General features: G+C 32.5%; 13 protein-coding genes. 11 read left to right on the top strand and 2 right to left on the bottom strand.

Annotated elements, in window-relative coordinates:
- Positions 1-70: 70 nt before the first annotated feature.
- From ERL59_RS16745 to ERL59_RS16730, 4 genes are all read left to right on the top strand, one after another.
- Complete coding sequence (locus ERL59_RS16745) at positions 71-3,004, top strand: Ig-like domain-containing protein (protein WP_160647390.1); 2,934 nt, start codon at positions 71-73, stop codon at positions 3,002-3,004.
- A gap of 610 nt (positions 3,005-3,614) precedes the next feature.
- On the top strand, positions 3,615-7,538 hold the full coding sequence (locus tag ERL59_RS16740; protein ID WP_160647389.1) for an S-layer homology domain-containing protein: 3,924 nt from the start codon (positions 3,615-3,617) through the stop codon (positions 7,536-7,538).
- A gap of 191 nt (positions 7,539-7,729) precedes the next feature.
- Entirely contained in the window at positions 7,730-8,224 is a 495-nt protein-coding gene (locus ERL59_RS16735; protein WP_160647388.1) for a hypothetical protein, read from the top strand.
- Between the two features lie 117 nt (positions 8,225-8,341).
- Positions 8,342-9,304 carry a cell wall hydrolase gene (locus ERL59_RS16730; RefSeq protein ID WP_160647387.1) on the top strand — a complete coding sequence of 321 codons (963 nt, stop codon included), beginning with the start codon at positions 8,342-8,344 and terminating at the stop codon, positions 9,302-9,304.
- A gap of 37 nt (positions 9,305-9,341) precedes the next feature.
- Here ERL59_RS16730 and ERL59_RS16725 read toward each other — a convergent pair whose 3' ends face one another.
- Both ERL59_RS16725 and ERL59_RS16720 read right to left on the bottom strand, forming a co-directional pair.
- Positions 9,342-9,620 (bottom strand): hypothetical protein, encoded by a 279-nt coding sequence (locus tag ERL59_RS16725; RefSeq protein ID WP_160647386.1) that lies wholly within the window; start codon positions 9,618-9,620, stop codon positions 9,342-9,344.
- Between the two features lie 2 nt (positions 9,621-9,622).
- Positions 9,623-9,892 carry a hypothetical protein gene (locus tag ERL59_RS16720; RefSeq protein WP_160647385.1) on the bottom strand — a complete coding sequence of 90 codons (270 nt, stop codon included), beginning with the start codon at positions 9,890-9,892 and terminating at the stop codon, positions 9,623-9,625.
- A gap of 181 nt (positions 9,893-10,073) precedes the next feature.
- Between ERL59_RS16720 and ERL59_RS16715 the strand changes: the two genes are divergently transcribed.
- The 7 genes from ERL59_RS16715 to ERL59_RS16685 form a co-directional block, all read left to right on the top strand.
- A complete protein-coding gene (locus ERL59_RS16715) occupies positions 10,074-10,559 on the top strand; it encodes a GNAT family N-acetyltransferase (RefSeq protein WP_160647384.1) in 486 nt (161 codons plus the stop codon).
- 794 nt (positions 10,560-11,353) lie between these two features.
- Complete coding sequence (locus tag ERL59_RS21460) at positions 11,354-17,041, top strand: S8 family serine peptidase (protein WP_160647383.1); 5,688 nt, start codon at positions 11,354-11,356, stop codon at positions 17,039-17,041.
- 141 nt (positions 17,042-17,182) lie between these two features.
- Complete coding sequence (locus ERL59_RS16705) at positions 17,183-17,389, top strand: hypothetical protein (protein ID WP_160647382.1); 207 nt, start codon at positions 17,183-17,185, stop codon at positions 17,387-17,389.
- 12 nt (positions 17,390-17,401) lie between these two features.
- Positions 17,402-22,207: an RHS repeat-associated core domain-containing protein gene (locus tag ERL59_RS16700; protein WP_160647381.1), complete on the top strand. Its 4,806-nt coding sequence runs from the start codon at positions 17,402-17,404 to the stop codon at positions 22,205-22,207.
- Complete coding sequence (locus tag ERL59_RS16695; protein WP_160647380.1) at positions 22,207-22,965, top strand: hypothetical protein; 759 nt, start codon at positions 22,207-22,209, stop codon at positions 22,963-22,965. Before ERL59_RS16700 ends, ERL59_RS16695 begins: the two co-directional genes overlap by 1 nt.
- Before the next feature lie 362 nt (positions 22,966-23,327).
- Complete coding sequence (locus ERL59_RS16690) at positions 23,328-23,507, top strand: hypothetical protein (protein ID WP_160647379.1); 180 nt, start codon at positions 23,328-23,330, stop codon at positions 23,505-23,507.
- A 256-nt stretch (positions 23,508-23,763) separates the two neighbouring features.
- A partial coding sequence (locus ERL59_RS16685; protein ID WP_160647378.1) for a hypothetical protein occupies positions 23,764-23,943 on the top strand: 180 nt, incomplete at its 3' end.

Genomic DNA, 23,943 nt, shown 5'->3' with positions numbered 1-23,943 from the left:
TGTAACTTTTTGTTACAGACATTAAATATAAGACAATTACAGCTCAACTCTAGGAAGGGGGTGTATTCAGATGAGAGAACAGAGCTCAAATGATTCAATAACTCAATCTAGTAAAACTAAACAAACAAACGTATTCCGAGGAGGAGAAACAAAGGTTATGAAAAAGAGTTTATCTATATTATTAGCGTTAGCTATGGTTTTCTCAATGTTCGCTTCTGTAGCAGTTGCTGAAGAAACTGAAATGACAGCTGAAGAGAAGTTTGATACATTGAAAGAGAAAGGTATTTTTGAAGGTTATGATGATGGTCTTCCACATTTAGAAGACAATATGACTCGTGAACAAGCAGCAAAAATTATTGCACTTGTTTTTGAACTTGACTTAGACACTCCAGAAGCTCCAACATTTTCTGATGTAGCTGCTGACCGTTGGTCTTATGAATATGTAGAAGCAGCAGCAGCAGCAGATATTATCAATGGTGTTTCTGAAGGAGTATATGCTCCAAAAGATAACGTAACTGTTGAACAATTTGCTAAAATGATCGCAGTTGGTTATGCAAATGCAACTGACATGGAAATTGACATGGAAGCTACTGTAGACAGTGAAAATGTAAGTGCATGGGCTCAACCATATGTGGCACTTGCACTAGAAGCAGGTTTAATCGCTGAAGCAGACGATTACACTGCTGATGCAACTCGTACGGTTTTAGTTGAAGGTGCTTATGTTGCTAATGCAAAAGTAGAAGAATTAGCTGAAGCAGCTAAAGAATTAAAAGTAAAGTCTCTTTCTGCTGACAGTCTTGTACAGGTAGTAGTTGAATTCAATGCAGCTCTAGACGCAGAATCTGCTGAAGAAGAAGGTAATTATGATCTTTCAGATTCTATTGATGTTGGTGATGCAGAATTACAAGAAGACGGTAAAACGGTTGTTTTAACAGTAGAAGAATTAGACAATCAAGATGAATATAAAATTGAAATTGATGGTGTGAAAAGTGCAGGTGGAAACACATTAGAAGATTACGAAGGATTATTCACTGCATTTGATGCTGATCTTCCAACTGTAGAAGGTCTTGAATTCACTGGACCGAAAAGTTTTACAGTGACTTTTAGTGAACCAATGGATCCTGAAGTAGAAGGTAAAGTTGAGGTTAAAAAAGGATCTAAGAAATTATCTGTAGATAAAAATGATACAAAAGTTAGTGGTAATGAAGTATTTGTTGAACTTAACTCCTCTTTCAAAGATGGAGAAGAGTATTCGATTTCAATTAGTAAATATGAAGATTTTGCTGAATATGCAAACGTAAGTTTTAAAGAAGCGTTTGACTATGAAGATTCTAAAGATGCTCCAACAGCATCAATTGAAGATGTTACTCAAACAGTTATAGAAGTTAAGTTTGATAAACCAGTATCTGGTGTGAATAAAGATGACTTTAATCATACATATACTGGATGGAAAGCTCTTTACATCACTGAAACTAAGGGAGAAGTTCCAAGTAATGTAGAAGCATCATTAGATAAAGTAACTACATTATTTGTAGTATTTGATGACGGTGAAGATGGTGAAGATGGTGATCATGCGTTACCATCAGGTACAGTTGAATTTACAATCTCTTCTGGAGATATCGAAGACAACTGGGGTAATGAGTTTGTGAAAACTACTTATGAACTTGAAGTAGCAGCAGATCGTGACGCTCCAACTGTAACAGGTGTGGAAGTTGAATCTGGTACATCAGTTGAAATTACATTTAGCGAAAGCGTTAAAGTTGATTCAGATAACTATAAGTTTTTAGATAGTGATGGAGATGAAGTTAAAATTGACATTACTGCAGAAGGTTCAGATGATAATAAAACAGTAACGTTAACTTTCGAAGACGATAATCAAGAAGGTGAAACTCTTACTTTAGTGATTTCTGACGTAGTAGACGATACTTTATATGAAAATGAAATGGAAGAATATACTGAAGAATTGGTATTTGATGACTTAACATTTGATTTAGTAGACCGTGTTGAGTTTAAAGATGCATTAGATTCAGATGATAACCTAGGTACTTTTAATGAAGGTGATGACCTATTATATATCATCTTTAAAGAAGCTGTAAGTGATTCTGCTGTTGATTCAGATAACTATCGCTTATATAATGATAGTACTTTAGCAAAACTCGATGGTGAATTTGAGTATTTTGAAGAAGATCACATTATTCAAGTTGAATTAACTGAAGATGATTTTGATAAGTTAACAACTGGTTATAATAAACTTGTACTATCAGATATTGAAGACATAAATGGAAATGGCATGGATGATTTCCAAATTACTGAAGGTATAGTTGCTTTTGATAGTGAAGATACTCGAGCTGAAGCTGAAGTATCAGTAACTGGAAGTAATGAAGTTACTATTGAATTTGATCAAAGATTAGAAGATGTAAATGAAGTTGGATTCACTATTTTTGTTGATGGTGAAGAAGCTGTAATCGATGGAATTGAAGAAGATCTTAATGATGATGGATATACAGTATTGAAATTAACTCTTGATGATGAAGATGTTGACGGAGATGATCTTGCAATTGCAACAGATGCAAGTCTTGTTACAGTTGAGTTTGATCGTGATGCTGATGACGTAGAAATTGCAAACATTTTTGGAGTGAAGCCTGCTGATTTTACTGCAGATAGTACTCCAACTGGAACTGAGATTGCTGTAGAAGATGGTTATGCTCCAGAATTAGTAGCTGTAGATCCAGTAGTTGTTACTGGAGCAAACACAGTTACTATCGAATTTACTGAAGATATGGATTCTGATGAATTGTATAAAGGATTCTTCGAAGTGAATGGCGAGACTCCAACTTCAGTTAGTGTAATTGATGAAGTAATTACTTTAACTGTTGCAGATGACGTTCTTGTGGCTGGTGAAGATTTAGAAATCACTATTGATGAAGATAAACTTGCTGATGAATCAGGTAACTTCTTTGAAGGTGAAGATGATTTAACTCTTGAGGATATTGTAATACCTTAACCTTAATTAAAATTAACGTACTATAACAAAAAGTCCCATGAAATTTCATGGGACTTTTTTTATTGTATCCATAAATTAAAAGAAATCACTTAAAGAACTAAACACATAAAAATATCTTTATTAATCCGTATGAGAATATTTAATTCAGCATCCTTATTATTTAATAGTGAATAAATAAAAAATAACTGCAACTTTCTTGACTTACACATCGTTAAACTTAGTATGTAAATTTAAAAAAACAGGAAAAAACATATCAGTTTATTATAACAATTTTTTATAAAAACTAATTTTTACTAAATTAATATTTTTTTACTAAAAAAGTTTAGAGAAATCCGAAACCTTTTAATATCAGTAGTGTATAACTATATAGATAATTAAATGAACCAATGTCATAATAGTTTAGGTTAATTTTCTCGCTAATATGCATAGTAAGTCACAATGTTAATTACCAGTTTTCTGTAATATTTGTTACAGAGAAATAATGATATAAAACTGAATTCAATACTAGAAAAGGGAGGGAACTATTATGTAAGAGATATAATGTATTTGCGAAGAATTCTATTACAAACAAATATTTAAGACATAATTCTCAAGGAGGAGAAAAAAGGTTATGAAAAGAAGTTTATCTATATTACTATCTATAGCTATGGTCTTTTCAATGTTTTCTTCAGTTGTTTTTGCAAATGAAATGGATGCTGAAGACAAATATCGTGAATTAGAAGACAAAGGTATTTTTAATGGATATGATGATGGTTTACCTCATTTAGAAGACAATATGACTCGTGAACAAGCTGCCAAAATTATCGCATTAGTATTTGATTTAGATTTATCTGATGTTCCTAATACACCAACATTTTCTGATGTATATAAAGAGCGTTGGTCCTATAAATATGTTGAAGCATCAGTAGATGCTGGCATTATTGAAGGTATTGGTAATGGTAAGTTTGCTCCGAAAGATAATGTAACACTTCAAGAGTTTGCAAAAATGTTGGTTGAAGGGTATGTATTTTTAACAGACAAAGAATATGATGAAGATGGAACTGTAGAGGATGGAGAGGTTAGTGCTTGGGCGCAAGAATATGTTGCTGCAGCTTTAAATTGGGGTCTAATTGGTGAGTATGATGATTATACTTTAGATGCTGACCGTACATTCCTAGTGGAATCTGCTTATGTTAGTGTAGAGAAAGTTGAAGACTATAAAGAATCACAAAAGAAACTAGAAGTAGAAGAAATTAATGCAGATACTCTTCGTGAAGTAGAGATTGAATTCAATGGACTATTAGACGAAGAATCAGCTGAAGACACAGGCAACTACGATTTATCTGATGGTATTGATGTTGAAGGTGCTGAATTGCAAGAGGACGGCAAAATAGTCGTATTGAAAGTAGAACCAATGGAAAATCAAAATGAGTATACGCTTGAAATTGATGGCGTAATGAACATTGGTGGAAAAATCCTTGAAGATTATGAAGATGAATTTGAACCATTTGATGCTGAATTGCCAGAAGTAGAAGGCCTTGAATTTACTGGACCTAAATCCTTCAAGGTAACATTCAATGAACCAATCATGGATAATGAAAATCCAGAAAGCGACTTTGAAATTGATAATTCAACGATCGTTGTGAAACAAGGATCCAAAAAATTATCTGTGAAAGATGTGATCATTGACCAAAACAATGAGCGTGTGTTAAACGTTACACTTAATTCAAAATTAAAAGACGGTGAAGAGTATACTATCACAGTTTCAAAAGTAGAAGACTTTGCCGGATACTCAAATGTAAGCTTTAAAGAATCTTATGATTATGAAGATTCCAAAGAAAACCCAACGGCTAAAGTCGTGAACGCAGATCAAAAAGTGGTGGAAGTTGAATTTGATAAACCGGTTAGCGGTTTAACACCAGATCATTTCTATCATACGTATAGTTCTTGGAGAGCGGTAGCGATTTATGCAGATGAGGATCGTGAAGATGAGATTGATGAAGATCAAAAAGTAACGACTGTGTTTGTAGTCTTTGCAGAAGATACAGATGATGACAGACCACTCCCTTCAGGAGATGTAGAATTCATCATCAAAGATGAAGCGGATGACTCTGAAATTGTAGACAACTGGGGTAATGAATTTGAAACATCGACATATGACATTGAGATTGATTCCGATCGTGAAGCGCCAACGGTAACAGATGTAGAAGTTATTTCCGGTTCTGAAATTGAAGTTTCCTTCAGTGAGCGCATCAAAGAATTTGATGAGGACAACTTTGAGTTCTTTGATGAAGATGGAGACGAGTTGGATGTAGACCATGAAGTAGATCCAGGCAGCAACAATGAATCCGTCGTTCTTGAGTTTGACAATCAAGAAGGCAACACGATTATTTTAGAAATTTCTGATCTTGTAGATGATACGTTATACGAGAATGAAATGGAGAAATATTCCATTGAATTAGACATTGATGATTTAACCTTTATGCATGAGGGCATTAGAGTAGAGTTCGATGATGCTGAAGAAGATGGAGAATATGAAGGTGATGAAGTTTTATATATTATCTATAAAGAAGATGTAAATGATACCGCAGTAGATCCAGACAATTATCGTTTTTATGATGGAAGAAATACATCTAGAATTGATGGAGACTTTGAGTTCTTCGAAAATGATAAAACAGTCATGATTGAGTTAACAAGAGGCGACTATGAAGAGTTACTTCAGGCGGAAAAATTATTAATATCTAATATTGAAGATATAAATGGAAATAAATTCAATGCTTTCCAACTTTCCTTGGATATTGAAGATTTTGGAAATTACAGAGCCGAAGTAGAACCGGATGGAGTAATTGCGATCAGTAGAACACAAATCACAGTCCAATTTGACCAAGAATTGATATCTGTAGATGATGATGATTTTAAAGTAACTGATTCATTCATCGATAGTAATATTGATATTGATGGGTTGGACATCGAATATAACGATGAGGGTACGTTGGTAACACTATTTCTAGAAAATGAAATTGAACACACTGGAGATATTGATGGAAACGAATTAGACATCAAAGTATCATTTGAGGCAGATGAAGATAATCCAGATACGTACAATATATTTGAAGTGGCTCCAGCGCCATTTAAAGATGAAAATGCAAGAGTTGCTGTAGATGGAATAGCACCAGAAGTGGCATTTAGAACACTTGATGGTGATCAAGTAGAAAACATCTTTGCGCTTGATGTAAATGGAAACAATAAAACAGACCACGTTGTGGTTGAATTTACAGAACCTATAAAAGATGGATCAGTCTACAAGAAGGCCTTTAAATTCGATGATAGTGATTATAACGATATAATTAGAGCTTATGCAACGGATGATTATACAACAATTCCTGCTGATCTATCAGAAGGAAATGATACGGATGGTATCTATGTAGTAATCCGAGTTGAAGAGCAAAACAGTTCTGATTTGGATGTTGATTTAGAATTAAGTACTGTAAATGACTATGATATTGAAGACGTATATGGTAACATCCTTGAAGAAATTGATGATGTTGAAGTCATTAATATAGAGGATAATGATTTTGGATTTACTGGATCTGTTTCTTTAGACAAAGGTAGCTATGAGATAGATGAAACAGTCACTGTAACTGTAACAGACGCTGATGAGGACACTACTAACTCAGAAGATCAAGTGAATGTAGTATTAGCAGGATCTGGAAATCCAATTCAAGTTACATTAACAGAAACAGATGATAACTCTGGAGTATTTTCAGGTACTGCAACATTAATTTCTAATGGTTCTAATAATAACGAAGTACAGGGGTCTGTAGGTGGGACATTAACAGTTACTTATGAAGATGATTTAGATAGTTTTGGAAACACAAACGTTAATAGAACAGATGTAGCTAATGTTGTTGATGTTACAGGTGTATCCATCAATAGCGCTTCAACTGTTCAAACAAATGCATCATTAGTTTTATATTCTGGAATACTAAACCAAGAGATTACAGTAACTATAGATGATGCATCATATGCAGGAGCTATAGGTAATAATTTGCTATTAGAAATAGTTACAGACAACGCTGATGGTGAAGCTGACGTATTAAATGCAGTATATGATGATATTAATAAGATAACAGTCACGCTTGCAGATGATGGAACTGATGTATTGGGTAATACTTCTACTGAAATTGCTACAGCAATTACTAATTTATCTAATTTTAGTGCTACAGTGACAAATGGTGATGGTTCAGTTACTACTTCTGCTACAATAGACCCAATTAACTTCACTGGTGGTTCTGATGTAATCACTGTGGTACTATCTGAGGGTGTTGGTGCTGGTGAAATCAATGCTGATGCAACTGATTTTGAATTTGTAACTGCTACAGTATCTAATGCCGTATCAAGTTTTGATGCTGGAACTCCAAATGAAGTGGTTATAACTATCGATGAAATGGATACTGATACTCAAATTAAAGGCCTTCTAATTAATATTAGAAGCAATTCAATTAATGACTTACAAGGTAATGAAAATCAGGAAACTTCAGTTACTATTAATTAATTGGAATTAGAGATTTATTGAAGATATATTAATGATTGTATGTAAGAATCTTAGTAGGTTTTATTCTACTAAGATTCTTTTTATTTAAATTATTTAAATATAGCCTAAGTGAAAATAAATTCTTCGAAACATTAATATAAGTATAGAGTATAATAATATAAAAATATACATACCCAAATCGGAGGAAAATAATGAAAAAACACATAACAAAAATAGCTTTATCCGCTCTATTATTAGGAGGAGGATACTTAGCTGGTACCACAATCCCATCCCTAGCAAACACTTTTAATTCAGAACAACCCGGTTCAGCAAATGATCCATTAGTAACAAAAGGTTACGTAGATCAGACAATTGATAAATTGATTGAAGAGAAATTAGCAGGTACAGATTTAACAATTGGAGGAGGATTATCTTCTTCCTTGGAAGTTGTTAAATTGCAGCCTGGACAAGCTTTATATCCTAATGTTGGGACTGAGATGATAGTTAGAACTGGTAAAACAGTCGCTTTTAGTGATACAAGCAACGGATTAGCGGATGTTACTGGTGCTAAAGATGTTTTAAACGGAGTCGCTGTTGAGAATAATCATTTATTAATTAATCCAGGTGTAGGTCGGGGAATTAAACCACATGAGAGTGTAGATTACACGATTTACGTCATGGTTCGTGGTGGATATACGATTAAATAAAAAGGCTCATATGAGTCTTTTTTTTGTTCTTTAAAAGCACTTCCATTAATTGAGAATTTGTGATTTGCATTGCTATGTTATAATAGTAGATGTGTTTCATAAATTTTAAACTAGGAAGTGATTTTTATTCGAAAACTAAAAGCTGTAACGATAAGTTTATTTTTATTTTTTACAATGATGAGTGTTAGTTTCGCACAGTCAAGTCATGCGATTAAAATTAACTCTCAAGAAGTAAATTTATCTAAGCCTATAGTAGAGAAAGAAAGTCGTATTTATGTACCAATTCGTATAGTAGTTGATGAGTTTGGCGCAACAGTAGAGTGGAAAAAGGATACAAAAGAAACCATTATCCAAATGAATTCTGGAGACCAGATCACATTTAAATTAAATGATGTAAGTGTACTACTAAATGGTGAAAAATATTATATGGATGCTCCAACGATTATAGAAAATAATCATATATATATACCTGTTCGTCATCTAACGGAATTTTTACATGCAAATTTTCAATACGATGTAAATACCAAACAAATGAATGTATCAACTATTCCACTACATACCATAATAGCTGGTGAAACTGTACAAAGTATAAGTGAACAATATGGAATTACGATTGAACAATTAAAAGTCAGAAATAATTTACAATCGGATGAGCTATTTATCAATGATAAATTAAAAGTAGTGATACCATCTATTATGTTATCAAAATTAGCTCAAAACTTTTCTGAAGAAGAAATTGAACTCTTAGCTAAAATTATATCTGCAGAAGCAGGATACGAACCTTATGAAGGTCAAATCGCTGTGGGTAATGTCATATTGAATCGAGTAAATGATTCACGTTTTCCAAATACGATTAAAGACGTAATCTATGCGCCAAATCAATTTACACCTGCAAGAACGGGTAAGCTTGAAACGATTCAACCTTCTGCCCAATCAATCAAGGCTGCTCAAGAAGTGTTATCAGGTAAAAATGTTGTAGAAGGAGCTTTATATTTCTTTAATCCTAAAGTATCCAAAAGTGGATTCTTTAATAGTAAGGAAGTAGTCAAAGAAATTGGTGGACACCGATTTGTGAAGTAATTAATAAAAACATAATGAATCACTGACCTTTTGTGGGTCAGTGATTTTTATTATAGCGCCATCTATAAAAGAGTTGTTGAAACCAACTTCTTTTCTTATTTTGTTTACTCATGAATAAAACGATAACCATTGGAATTATGATGGCAGCAGTGATTAGTGAAATAATGATGTTTCTTTTTTGTTTCTCTTGAGAATATTGCTGTAAAGTTTTCAAAGTTTCACTTGGGTACTCTGAAGACAATTTTTTAATTTTATATTTTTGTAATTCTTTAAATCTCTGCTCTATATTAGGGTCTTTATACGATTTGAACATCATATTTATTTATCCCCACGATCTACATGTAAACGAGGTTTGTTTTGATGGTTGGATTCACTAGTGTTGTCTAATCTAAAGCGTGGATCAACCGTTTCTCTTCTTTGCTGATCTGGAGGAAAAGCACTTAATACCCATGCTGTAGTCCCCATTTGCGGATCAGCAGGGAATATATCTCCTCGCTTAAACATTTCTTCTCTCCCCCATTCATTTTTATATATGCCTTCAGTTTCTACAGGATCTCCTGACATTGGACTCATATCTTTATTGGTCATTTTATCCCTCCTTGTTAAAATTAGTATTTCCCAAAAATCTGAAAAAACTAATTGGATAATTTAAGCAAAAAATAATTGTACATTTTGAATTTATTTACATTGATTTTTAAAGAGAATTACAATACATTTAAATATATTCTTTTTTTATTTTTAATGTTTTTTTATGGAGATGAATGAACAATTGATAATCAGAGACGCAGTTGAGACAGACCTTCCTGAAATTTTAAATATTTATAATCATGCCATTTTAACAACAACAGCAACATTTGATTTAGAAAAAGAAACACTAGAGCAACGAAAACAGTGGTTTTCTCATTATGGGAAGAAACATCCAATCTTAGTAGCTTGTATTGATGATCAAGTTGTGGGTTACTGTACTTTGTCCCCTTATAGATCAAAAGCTGCTTATAATCGAACAGTGGAGTTATCCGTATACATAGATGAAAATTATAGGGGGAAGGGCATTGCCAAACATTTAATGACTGAGATTATCAAACGTGCTAAAGAATTAGGTCACCATGTTATTATTTCTGGTATTACAAAAGGAAATGAAGTCAGTGTAAAAATGCACGAGCAGTTTGGTTTTGAATACATAGGTTGTTTTAAAGAGGTTGGTTATAAGTTTGATACTTGGTTAGATGTTTTGTTTTATCAGTTGATATTTTAATATTGGATCTGAAAATTCTAATTTTTTAATCTATGACTAAATTGATAAAAATACAAATATTTTAAGACCCAATTCTGATCGTACATAATGTGAATCCATAGTTTTATTATATTGTGAGATATAAAAAGAAGGACGCATTTAGAAATAACTTATCATTGGGATGTGGTTACTATAAGATGGGGATAATTATAAAATTAACTTTGAAAACGAGATTTAGTGAAATAGATATAGTTTGGAATGAGAAGAAAGGGAACTAAAAATTATTAGAAATGACTCAAACAAGGATATAAAGAAAAAATTATCACAGCACAATGCAGTATTTCATTTGTAGTATTAATTTAAGTAAATAAATGATAGCAGAAGGGTGTTACTTCTGCTTTTTTTTGACTATAAATTTGACCAACAGTAACTTTTAACCTTTAGAAAAAGATTATAAAGCATAGAATATCATTAATCTAGTTAGAGATCTCCTCAAATAAATATTGTTTTTTGTGTAACAGAATGTCATAGAAAGTGTTTACGGGAAGGAGAAGAGTTTAGATAAAAAAATGCAACTATTGAAAAAGTGGAAAATTCACAAAGTAATTTGAATACGTAAACAAAGGTATTACAAACAAAATTCTAAATAACTCAGTTTCTATACATCATTTGGAAAAAATGTATAGCTCCCCCCTATTTTTATGTAAATATTTTAAATAGAATGGTTAATACAGGTTTTAAATAGAGAGGAGTAAATTTAATCAGGTTAAAAGTAAGAAGTAGTAAAAAAGATATAAATTTTAGGAGGAATTATTTTGCTTATAAAAAAAGTAGTAGTTATATTGTGTATATTCTTATTATTATTCCCATCTTCTCTATCATTAGCAAACGATAATCAAAATGAATTTTCACACTCGTACATCATTGGCTTAAATGAAGAAGTAGTAGAGGATGACTTTATTGAAAAGAAGTTAAAAGATAAGAAAACAAAGAAAATAAAAACAAAGAAAAACAATTTATTAGTGACAGACTTAAATTTAACTGAATATGCCGAAATTGTTTTTGAAGATGAAGTTTTATTTGTGGAAGAAAATGCGTCCGTCCAAATGGCATCCATTAATAAAGCAAACAAAAAAGAAATCCATGAAAGTGAACAAATGATGCCGTGGGGTTTAGAGGCTATAGGAGCAAATATTGCTCTTGAAAATGGGAAAGACGGTAAAAATATTAATATTGCTGTTCTAGATACAGGAATTTCTGAGCATCCAGACTTAAAAATTAAAGACGGTATATCTTTTGTTGAAGGTACAGATTATCAAGATGAGAATGGTCATGGTACACATGTAGCTGGAACAATTGCAGCGCTCAACAATGAGTTTGGCGTTGTAGGGATCGCGCCAGCATCTAATATATATGCCGTAAAAGTGTTAGATCATGAAGGGAATGGATCATACGCACAAGTGATCGAAGGTATACAGTGGGCGATAGATAACAAGATGGATATCATCTCTATGAGTTTTGGAGGAGAATTATACAGTCAAGCTCTTCATAAAGCGATTCAAGAGGCTACAGATGCAGGTATTTTAGTGATTGCAGCAGCAGGGAACTTAGGATTAGGGGATGAAACTTTAATCTTTCCAGCTGGATTTTCAGAAAGTATATCCGTTGGTGCTGTTAATGAAAACTTAGAAAGAGCAGAATATTCTAGTACAGGTTCCGAATTAGATTTAATCGCTCCAGGAACATCGATTTTGAGTACTTTAAATGACAATAGATATGGTGAAATGTCTGGGACATCTATGGCTGTGCCGCATGTAACAGGTTCAGCAGCAATACTTTGGGCTAGAGATAAGAAACTAACTTCTGAAGATGTTAAAAATCAATTATTTGCTTCAGCTGTATCTTTAGGAGATATCACTGAATATGGTCATGGATTAGTAACAATACAAGAAGGTTTCCAAGATGTACAAGAATCAAATGAGATAGATGAGGAAATTATTCAAGTCGAAGAAGAACCATTGAGTGATATAGAAGAGGAAAATTCAGAATCTGAAGTATCAGTCTTTGATCAAATTAGTATTGCTACCGTTAAATTAACTTTAGATGATATGATACGTTCGAACATTAGTGGTGCTAAATATACTACAGTAGGTTTGAAAAGTGATGGAAGCGTAGTGGCTGTGGGTAGAGATTACGGACAATTGGCGGTAAGTGATTGGACAGACATCGTAGAAGTAGCAGCAGGATTATATCATACTGTGGGCTTAAAAAGCGATGGAAGCGTAGTGGCCGTAGGAAGTGATAATTACGGACAATTAGCGGTAAGTGATTGGACAGGCATAGTAGAAGTGGCAGCGGGAAGTTATCATAGTGTAGGCTTAAAAAGCGATGGAAGCGTAGTGGCAATAGGAAGAAATGATAACGGTCAATTAGGAGTTGAAGGTTGGACAGGCATAGTAGAAGTGGCAACAGGATTATATCATACTGTAGGTTTAAAAAACGATGGAAGTGTAGTGGCTGTAGGAAGTGATGAGTATGATCAATTAAAAGTTGAAAGCTGGACGGACATTGTAAAAGTGGCAGCAGGGGATTATCATACTATTGGGTTGAAAAGCGATGGAAGTATAGTAGCTGTCGGCAGAGATGATTATAATCAACTAGGAGTAGAAGAATGGACAGAAATTGTAGACGTGAGTGCAGGATTATACCATACAGTGGCCTTGAAGAAAGATGGAAGTGTAGCAGCTGTGGGTAGGAATAATTATGATCAAATAGAAGTTGAAGGTTGGAGAGACATTGTAGCAGTGGCAGCAGGAACTTATCATACCATAGGTTTAAAAAGTGATGGAAGTGTAGTGGCTGTAGGTAGGGATTATGATGGTCAAGTATTAGGTGTATCAAGTTGGACAGATATAAAAACGCCTTCTGGAAGTGTGGTGGATAATTCACCTTTGAGTCTTGAGAGGTCAAAAAGTAATAATATTAGTGCAAAATCTCATACGGTAGGTTTGAAAAGTGATGGAAATGTAGTGGTCGTAGGAAGAGATACCTATGGTCAATTACAAGCCGATGATTGGACAGACATAGTAGAAGTGACAACAGGATCTAATCATACGGTAGGTTTAAAAAGCGATGGAAGTGTAGTGGCTGTAGGTAGGGATAACTATGGTCAATTACAAGTCGATGATTGGACATATATCGTGGAGGTGGCAGCAGGGGGTTATCATACTATAGGTTTGAAAAGCGATGGAAGTGTAGTGGCTGTAGGAAGGGATACTTCTGGTGAATTAGGAGTAGAGAATTGGACAGATGTCGTAGAAGTGGCAGCAGGATATTATCATACGGTAGGTTTGAAAAGTGATGGAAGTGTAGTAGCCGTAGGGAGTAATGAATACGGACAAATAGGAGTAGAGGGTTGGACGGACATCGTAGCAGTGAGTGCAGGATTATATCATACGATAGGCTTAAAAAGTGATGGGAAAGTAGTCGCGGTTGGTCAAAATGATTCCGGTCAATTAGGAATTGAAGGCTGGTCAGATATAGTACAAGTATCCGGAGGATATTATCATACAGTAGGCTTAAAAAGTGATGGGAGTGTAGTGAGTGTAGGCAGGAATGACGATGGACAATTGGGAGTCTTTTTCTGGACCGACATAGTAGAAGTGGCAGCAGGAAGTTATCATACGATAGGCTTAAAAAGTGATGGCAGTGTAGTAGCCGTAGGTAGTAATGATTATGGTCAATTAGGAGTTGAAGACTGGACAGACATAAATATTCCTTCCATTAATGGAGTAGATAGTACACCTAATACTCCTCCAGAGATCATTTATTCTTCTATCTCCTCTAGTGATGGAGAGAGTTTTGCAGGAGTTGGAAGCCAAGTATATTTAACAATTAAATTAAATGAGAAAATAATTGAGGATCCCTATATAAGTATTATGGGGAAGAAAGCTGATCTGTTTTATTACCTTAATAATGTAGTTGCCTCCGTCACAGTAACAGAAGAAGATCCAGTAGGAGACATTGAATTTTCCATACAAGGTCTAGAGGACTTCTCTGGAAATATTGCAGAACCTATCAATTCTACTATTGCCATGGATGGAACTAAAATTACAAGAGTACTTGACACTGATTTAATATTAATGACAGAACCTTTAGGCTATAACGAAGATTTAATATTAGAAAAAGCACAAGATGTATTAATTCCTCTTTTAGAAGAAAGAGATATAAGATTGGACTTATCTGTAGACACTTTAGGTGGATATGTGCAAAATCCTGTAAGTGTATCTACTACCATAACAAATGATTACTATACTACCAGCGGAGACGAGGGAACATATGGGGTTTCTATAGGGTTTAAGGCGATCCCTGCTATTAACACAATTATATTAGATCGTATGGATTTGACAGCTAAAGCGACCGGATTTACTTTATCTACCAATAACTTAACTATGGAAGTTAAAGCAATTGATAATAATGGGAATATTATTACATTGTATAAAGACATAGTTTGTGATGTTAACAATGATAATCCACAGAGTCAATACAGTAATTATATGTGTTCTGACGCATCCTACGATTCATCTGCACTAGGAAGGAAATTATACAGTAATTGGGGAGATATGAAAACTTATTTAAACCCAGATAAATTACACTTGTATTCTATAGGCTTTATAGCTGAGGCATTTGATTCTAGAGAACTCATTAATCAAGAGACAGAAAATTATATAAGCGATGAATATATATACCAATATATTTTTGATCAAGAAGATATAAGTTATAAAGATTCAATCCAGCATAACCTTTCAGTGGATGTGATAACAGACAGTACTGAGTACTATTACATCAAAGATACAGGAGAACACAGCAGTGGAAGAGCGATTAGTGGAAGAGCTAAATTTACATTAGTTCCAGAAGGAAACTTAATTTATCAACCAGAGATTGGGGATTCATCTCATGTTTTAAACCCAAGTTATACTTATTCAATAGATGGTCTTAGTTTGAGAGTAAATGCACAAGATAGCAATGGTGATGAAATAATATCTAATATGGATATTTATGAAAGAGGAGAAGGCCTTATAGACCAGGTTATCTCATATTCAAGTATAGGGGATGATTTAACTGTTGATACTGTTTCTCCTTACATAAGAGGAGATTTTTGTCTGGATAATCACCTTAACAATACTGATTGTGATGATAAAACAAGGTTATACAATACCGAAACAGGTATTCGTATGGAGGATGATGATGCGATTTATAAAGGGACTCCAGATGTAGAATATCTTGATTACGAAATGAATTTAAATAATGCTGAAGGAAGTTTTTACGGATTATTTTTAAATAATAACGTGGATACATCTTTTATTATGGAAGGTATGGATTCAGCAAACTTTGATTTTATTGGTTTAGGTAACGAGGACAATAAATCTAGTATTCAATCCTTAATAGAATATAATAACGGAAATGGGAAGTATATAGATAACTCAGATATAGATACTGCTATGAGAAATTTAGCCGATTATATTATAGAAAGACACTATGGTATTAACCAACCTATGAATCTACAAGCAATGACTAGTGACTCTAAAGTTGATCTAACATGGGATGTAGTAGAAACGGCAGAGAATTATATTGTGAAACGTTCATCTTCATTAGAAGGACCTTACGTAACCATAGCTGAAAATTTAGTTGATCCTTACTTTAGTGATACAACTGTGGTAAATGGGAACAGCTACTATTATGTTGTATCCTCCATTAGTCATATTGGGGAAAGTCCAAATTCTAATAGTGTTTATGTGAAGTTGAATAATTTACCAAATTTAAACATCACTTCTCATTTCGATGGACAACAACTAAACGAAAATATAATCACTTTTCATTGGGACTTTAGTGATATAGATACGGAAAAACAAATCGGGTATCAGGTGATCGGGTCACAAGATAACTGGGAAACATGGTCCTATTTTTCTGACATTATTTCTTCAGATGATACAACACATACGACTCCACAATTAGCAGGAGGAGAATGGGATTTTGGGATCCAAGTATATGATGGAACAAATTGGTCTGGATGGAGTTATGTTAATGATCTTGTGTTACCTATTTCTTATGAGCCTAACGATGATGCAACGACAGCATATCCGATTGCTTATTATAGCAATTATACATCAACCATAAGTTCAGAAAATGATTCGGATTTCTATAAGTACATTCCAACTCAAACTGGAGTTGATACTATAACATTTCAATCACCTGAGACTGCCAAATATAGTCTATATGTATATGATGCTGAAATGAATTTAAAAGGAATTTTAGCTAGTGAACTCTATTATTTAGTAGAAAGTGGACAAACCTACTATATAAAAGTTTTTAGTGAGGACGGTAGTTTTTCAGAGGAATCATATTCTTTTACAGTTAGTCCCTTGAAAATAAACTTCCAAACACAATATCAATATGACGAGAATGGAAATTTAATCAATAAACAGACAACAATTGAACATTAATTTTACTTATAAAGATAAAGAAAAAAAAATATGAAATCAACTTGGATTAATAATGATTTTGTGTTTTACGATTATTCCATTCCCTAATACACAGATTTTTACGATGCAAATGAAACAGATGAATGGGTAGAAGTAGATAGTATGAACTACTCAAGACAATTGAATAATAGGAAAATCTATGTTATGGGTGGACGAGAACGTGTAAAGACTTCAGTTAGTGATAAAATTATTAAAATTATCAGTTCAGATGGTAGTTTTTTAGAGGAATTCCTTTACAGTAAATCATTTAAAGCTAAACTTAAAGAAAATGGAAATTTAATAAATAAACAGACTACCATTCAAAACTAGAGGTGAAATCAGATGAAAAAGAAACTATTTAAATCTATAATTATAACGTTAATTTTAACCTTATTGGTTACTAGTTTTAATATACAAGCATTATCTCCATCCGTTTATGCCAAAAATGATAAAGCAAAATCATTTGAGGTTAAAAAGCCTTTAAAATCAGCAAAAAAAGACAAGAAGAATCTTGAAAAACGTTTTAATATCTCTCAAGAGTTTATTCAAAATGAGCTAAATAAAGGTTATACATTAAAAGATATTGAAGAAGCGTTGAAATATCAAAAAGAAAACAGTAAAACCTACCAAGATAGCATGAAAAAGATTAAACCAAAGTTTATTAACCCATCTAAAAACGCTCAAAGTATCATTCGTAACGAGCTTACTCATCAAGAAGATAAAAAAGATAAAAAGAACAAAGAAGATAAGAAAGATAAGGATAAAAAGAAAAATAAAGTTTCAGTTTTAGAAGAAGAGGAATCACCAATTGAACCTGATGAAGAGACATTAAATAATGTCAATTTACAAACGAATGAAGCACCGTATTCTATTGATTTAAAACATGAAACGGTGTCTACCTTATCTGGTAGTTTATCGATCCAAGAAACAGATTTTGTTCTACCAGGTAGAAATGGGTTATCTTTTGCTTTAACTAGAACATATAACAGTGGCTCCTCCCAATTTTATAAATTATCTACTTCAACAGGTAAAGGCACCTATGAAGATGAGATATTCCCCATTGGTAAAGGATGGAGTTGGAATCTTCCTTATATTGAAGAGATTAATAACAAAAAATATTTAAAACTAGTTGTTGGGGGAAGTTACCAAATTACTGGGAGTAGTTCTTCTGGGTATCAGCTACAAGGATACAAATTAAATGATCTCACATTTGAATCAGATAGTACTGTTACAGTAAATGGAGTTACATCTCGGTATGTACTTAAATCCATCTCTGGAATAAATCAATACTTTGATAGCAGTGGTAAACTGATTCAAATACAAGATACGTATTCAAATAACATTGATTTTACGTATAACGATTTTGTACTTAGTTCAATTACGGATGCGATTGGTAACACAATTACTATAACGAATACATCATCACAAGTGGTAATTCAATATGGAGAAAAAACGATCACATATAAAAAGATAAAAGAAGGTAGTGTGACGCTCTTAAGCCAAGTGATTGATCCATTAGGTAGAGTGACGACTTACGATTATGATTTAAAACCAGCAGAGTATAGTTTAACAAGTATAACGCCTACAGTAAGTAATCCATATGCTCTACTTACTGGGGTAACTCACCCAACAGGATCTAAAAGTATTTATGTGTATGGTAGTCCTGTAAAGAGATATCTTTCAAAAAGTTCCGTAAATGAAGCTTATCGAGTGAATTCAAGAGAAGAAATCGTATTTTATGAAAATGGGACACAAGAAAGTAAGAATATCCAAAAATTCTCTTACAATGGGGACCTTAGCAGTTCGTATGATCAAGACTTAACATTTTCAACGACCTTGAATAGTGGGCAAAAATCAACAACATTCCATTATAAAAAAGATTACATTGATTCTGATAACCCAGCTGATTATTACAATACAGAAGTGGTCACAGAAGCAGGGGACTTAAAAGAAACAACAACGTATACTTATGATGAAGAGCGTCGTTTATCTTGGTTACCAATAGAAACAAGTAGTCAAACGACAAATATAGTAAATAATACTACTTCAGAAATGGTGACCACCTCAGCTGAATACGATGATTATGGAAATGTGATTAGTGAAACGAATCCACTAGGTATAACAACGACGTATACCTATGACACGGATACGAAATTACTAAAAAACATCAATCAACCTATCAATGATACAACCAGTCTTCATACTGTATTTGAGAGAAATGGGCTGGGAAGCCTCACTCAAATGCGAGTCTTTGAGAATGATGAAACAGGTGAGTTATTACAACAAATAAACTATGAAAACTATGATGCCTATGGGAATCCAACTCAAACAAGAGTTGAAAATGGGGAAAAAGATATCCTCTCACAGACGCAATACAGTGAAGATGTTCAATTTGCATATCCAACGATGAAGTCAATGGATGTCACAGATATCGATGGTGTAGTCTCTACGATTTCTACTGAAGCATCATACGACTTAACATCTGGACAAACCACGCAATATATAGATGGAAATGGAAATGTGAGCACCTATGAATATGATGCACTGGGTAGAGTGATAAAAGCAATTCATCCAGATGGAAGCCATATCGGAATGGACTTTGATGATGTAAATAATGTTATTGTGAAAACAGATGAAGAAGGAATCCAAACTGTTACAAAGTTTAACCCGTTAGGGTGGATGACAGAAATAGGCATCATGGAACACGGTGTATATAAGTCTAAAGAAAAATATGGTTATGATGAACTAGGGAATCAAATTTGGATAGAAGATGCTCTAGGAAATAGAACGGAATTTATTTATGATGCTTGGGATCGAAATATTGAAACAATACAAGCAGATGGATATTCTTCAACTACCCAATATGATGATATTCAACATACAGTCACAAATACAGACCCTGAAAATAATGTACTACGTACTACGGTAGATAAATTTGGCAGAACTATTAAAGAAGAAGAACTTACAAATGGAGGACAAGATTTAGCAGGATATAAATATGATAATGTAGGTAATTTAATTGAAACGATTGATGCAAACGGCTACTTAACGACATACGAATACGACTTTTTAGGTCGATTAAGAAGTGTCACAAATGCTAAGTCGGAACAAACGACTTATGGTTATGATATGGTTGGAAACCTAACAACGATTACCTATGCAGATACAAAACAATTACAGAAACAATATGATGAAATGGGACATTTAATTCAACGTATTGATCCCAAAGGTCAAATAGACTCTTATGTGTACGATTCAAATGGAAACCTCACAAATAGAACGGATCGAAATGGAAATTCTTTTTGGTTTGAATATAACAATCGCAACTTGTTAACGAAGAAGACAAGTGCAGATCAAATAATTCAATTTTCATATGACTTAATTGGAAATCGTACATCCATGATTGATGTAACAGGGACGACATCCTATAATTATGATCTTTATAATGGATTATTAAATAAAGTAACTTATCCAGACGGACGAAGCATTCAATATTTTTATGATGAATTAGGTAATAGAAAGCAAATGATTGGTCCTTTTGACTTAAATGTATACTATAATTATAATGAAAAAAATAGAATAAGTTCAGTAGGTAAAACAATTCAAGATGCGGAAGCAGAATATACTTATTATTCTAATGGATTACTACAGAAGATAGAGCAAAAAAATGGGGTTGAAAGTGTATATACTTACGATGGACTGAATTTAGATACGTTGACCCATCAAAAGAAAGATGGAACGGTCATTAATCAGTATCAGTACGGATATGATGCAAATAGAAACATTACATCTAAAATAGAAAATGAAAGATCTAATGAGTATGAGTATGATGAGTTAAACCGTATCTTTTCTACTGATGATTTTAAAAAAAATTACAAATATGATTTAAGAGGAAATAGACAAGAAATTGTAAGTACTTATGTAGGAAATGATCAAAATACCCAATATGAATATGATGATTATAATAGATTGACACAAGTAACTGTAGAAGGTAAAAGTGTGCAATATAGATATAATGGAGATAATTTACTAGTAGAGCGGATTGAAGATGGAGAAATAACTAGATATTATTACGACGGTCCTGCAATAATAGCTGAAGCACAAATAGTAAACGGTGAAGCAAGATTAAAAAATCAATATATTCGTGGAAATGGTCTAGTTTCTATTGAAGATGCGTATGCTAATGAGTATTATTATCTTAGAAATGGTCATGGAGACGTGGTAGAATTAAGAGACAAAACTGGTAATACAAGGTTAAACCAATATGAATATGATATTTGGGGCAATCCAATAAAATCTTATGAGATGATCCATAATTCATTTCAATACTCAGGAGAGTTATGGGATAACACTACAAGTTTGCAATATCTACGTGCACGTTGGTATGATCCAAATGATGGTAGATTTGTCTCTGAAGATACGTATGAAGGAGATATTAACAATCCACTTAGTTTAAATTTATATACATATGTTTATAATAATCCATTGATATACCATGATCCTACTGGTCATGAAGCTCTCCTTGATTTTGACAAATTTTATAATCAAGTAATAGAAGAAAAGACTAAAAAACAACCTAATATATCGGTAAAACCTAAACCTTCATGGGGGCTAAGAATATTTACTAGCATCACTTTATTCTTCTATAATCCTATAGTAGCTGGTGAAACAAATAGTGATTATTTTAGATATGCAGAAATACCAATATTACAAGCAGAACATGTTGAAGAGCTTAGAAATAAAGAATATGAAAATATTGTATATAGAGCAATAAACAGTAAAGATCTTTCTCATGTAATTGCCCTACAAGATATTCAAGCTAAAAATCCTAATGGAAAATGGAGTTTAACTGATCATGTAGCATACGGATCAAATAAATTATTTAAACCATGGAAGAATGATCCATGGATATCTACAACTAAGAGTTTAGAAAGAGCAATTTGGTATAATACTCAAGAAACTTCAGAGAATAAAGGTATAATAGTAATAAATCTAAATAAAGTAGATTCTAAATATGTGGATGCACTCACAAATTTAGATCCAAATCATTATGACTATAAAAAAGCGTTTAATTTTGCAACTATAGATCAAGAAATATCCATATATCAATCCATACCATTAGAAGCGATAGAGGGGTATATACCATAATGAATAATAAATTAGAAAAGCTTGAAGAAAATTTATATGATTCACTAATAAAAATTAGTGTAGCATTAAGACCAGGATCGTTATTATTACATGATGAAATCGAATCTATGTTTAATTTAATTGAAGAGATTACAAAAATTAATTCAAATGGATCAATGCTCAAAAGAAGGTTTGCAGGCAACTTATTATCTACTTATACTGATATTGTGTCTCAAGCGATTTATAATACAACTGCAAAGAAATTAAATGAAAAGTTAACCAAACATAAATATGAGATGTTATTGTATCTAAAAAAATATGAAGAAATCACTTTAAAAGGATTATCTTATAATGATACCATGGGTAAAGATTCTGATCTTTTTCAAAGTCAGAGTATTCAATTGGATAAAAAAAGTTTGTATGATGCATTATTTGATATAAATAACATGGAATATCATGATTTTAATACAATTTTGAATAAAATTAAAAATGCTAATTTAAAAATATTAAACTCCATTATTCAACTAGAAGGTAAAATATATATATCAAAAAAAATAGCGTACGAATTGTTTTGCTATCAAAAAAATATATTTTGGTTTGCAATAGCGATTGAAAAGGATTTGTTCTGGAGTGATTTAGAGGACGAGAAGGGCATAATTAGTGATATCTTTCCTAAACATATTTCATTAGATCAATTTAATGAACTATTTGATACGTATAATGATCTAATTCTTATTATAGTAGATATTTATTTTAGAAAAGGATTTATTCAATTATAAGTTTATAAATAAATAAAGATTCATCTACCTTAAGGGATAGAACTCTCTTAAGGTTCTTTTGTATGAACTGGGAATGTACGGGAATCAGTAGATTTCTCTCTAAGAATAAGTATAATTACAGAATCAATTGCCTCTTAAAAGGCTTGATCTAGATTCAAGTCCTTTCATGTACTTATAATTATTTTCTAAACTAACTAAAGGTATTACAAACAAAATTCAAAATAACTCAGTTTCTATACATCATTTGGAAAAAATGTATATCTGCCCCCTATTTTTATGTAAATTTTTTAAATAGAATGGTTAAATACAATCAGGTTACAGGTAGGAAGAGAAGAAAAGAATATCAATTATAGGAGGTTATTTTGCTTATAAAAAAAGTAGTAAGCTTACTATGCATAATTTTATTAGTATTCCCGTCTCTATCAATAGCAAATGAGGATCATGAAAAAGTTACACACTCGTACATCATTGGTTTAAATGAAGAAGTTGCAGAAGATTATTTCATTAAGAAGAAGCTAAAAGACAAAAAAATTAAAAAATAAAAACAAAGAAAAATAAATTACTCGTTACGGAATATTTTGTTTGACCCTTTCTCTTTTTTATGAAAGGTTTTTTTATTGTTTAATTATAAAATTATCAACAAAGTATCAAGAATTTATTTCCATTAGAAATGACAAAAAACTTTGTATATGATTTAAAGGTAAATTAATGAAAGTTTTATTAATTGAAGGGGGAAGTTTGTTTCAAGAAGTGTAATTAAGAATTTACATAAATACATAAATATTAGGAGGAATCATATTGAATATTAAAAAAACAGTAACTTTTCTATGTATATTTCTATTAGTATTTTCAACTCTAGTAATAGCTGAAGAAATGGTAGATTTGAATCAAATGAGTGCATCCTCGTTATCTTTGACTCAAGAAGATGTGAAAAAGACCCATATTGATGGGGGTGCAGATCAAACAGTAGGTTTGAAA

The organism is Chengkuizengella marina (assembly GCF_009910845.1).
Lineage (GTDB): Bacteria > Bacillota > Bacilli > Paenibacillales > KCTC-33759 > Chengkuizengella > Chengkuizengella marina.
Note: the sequence above shows the minus strand (reverse complement) of the source record. Positions and strands in the feature narration are given on the sequence as shown.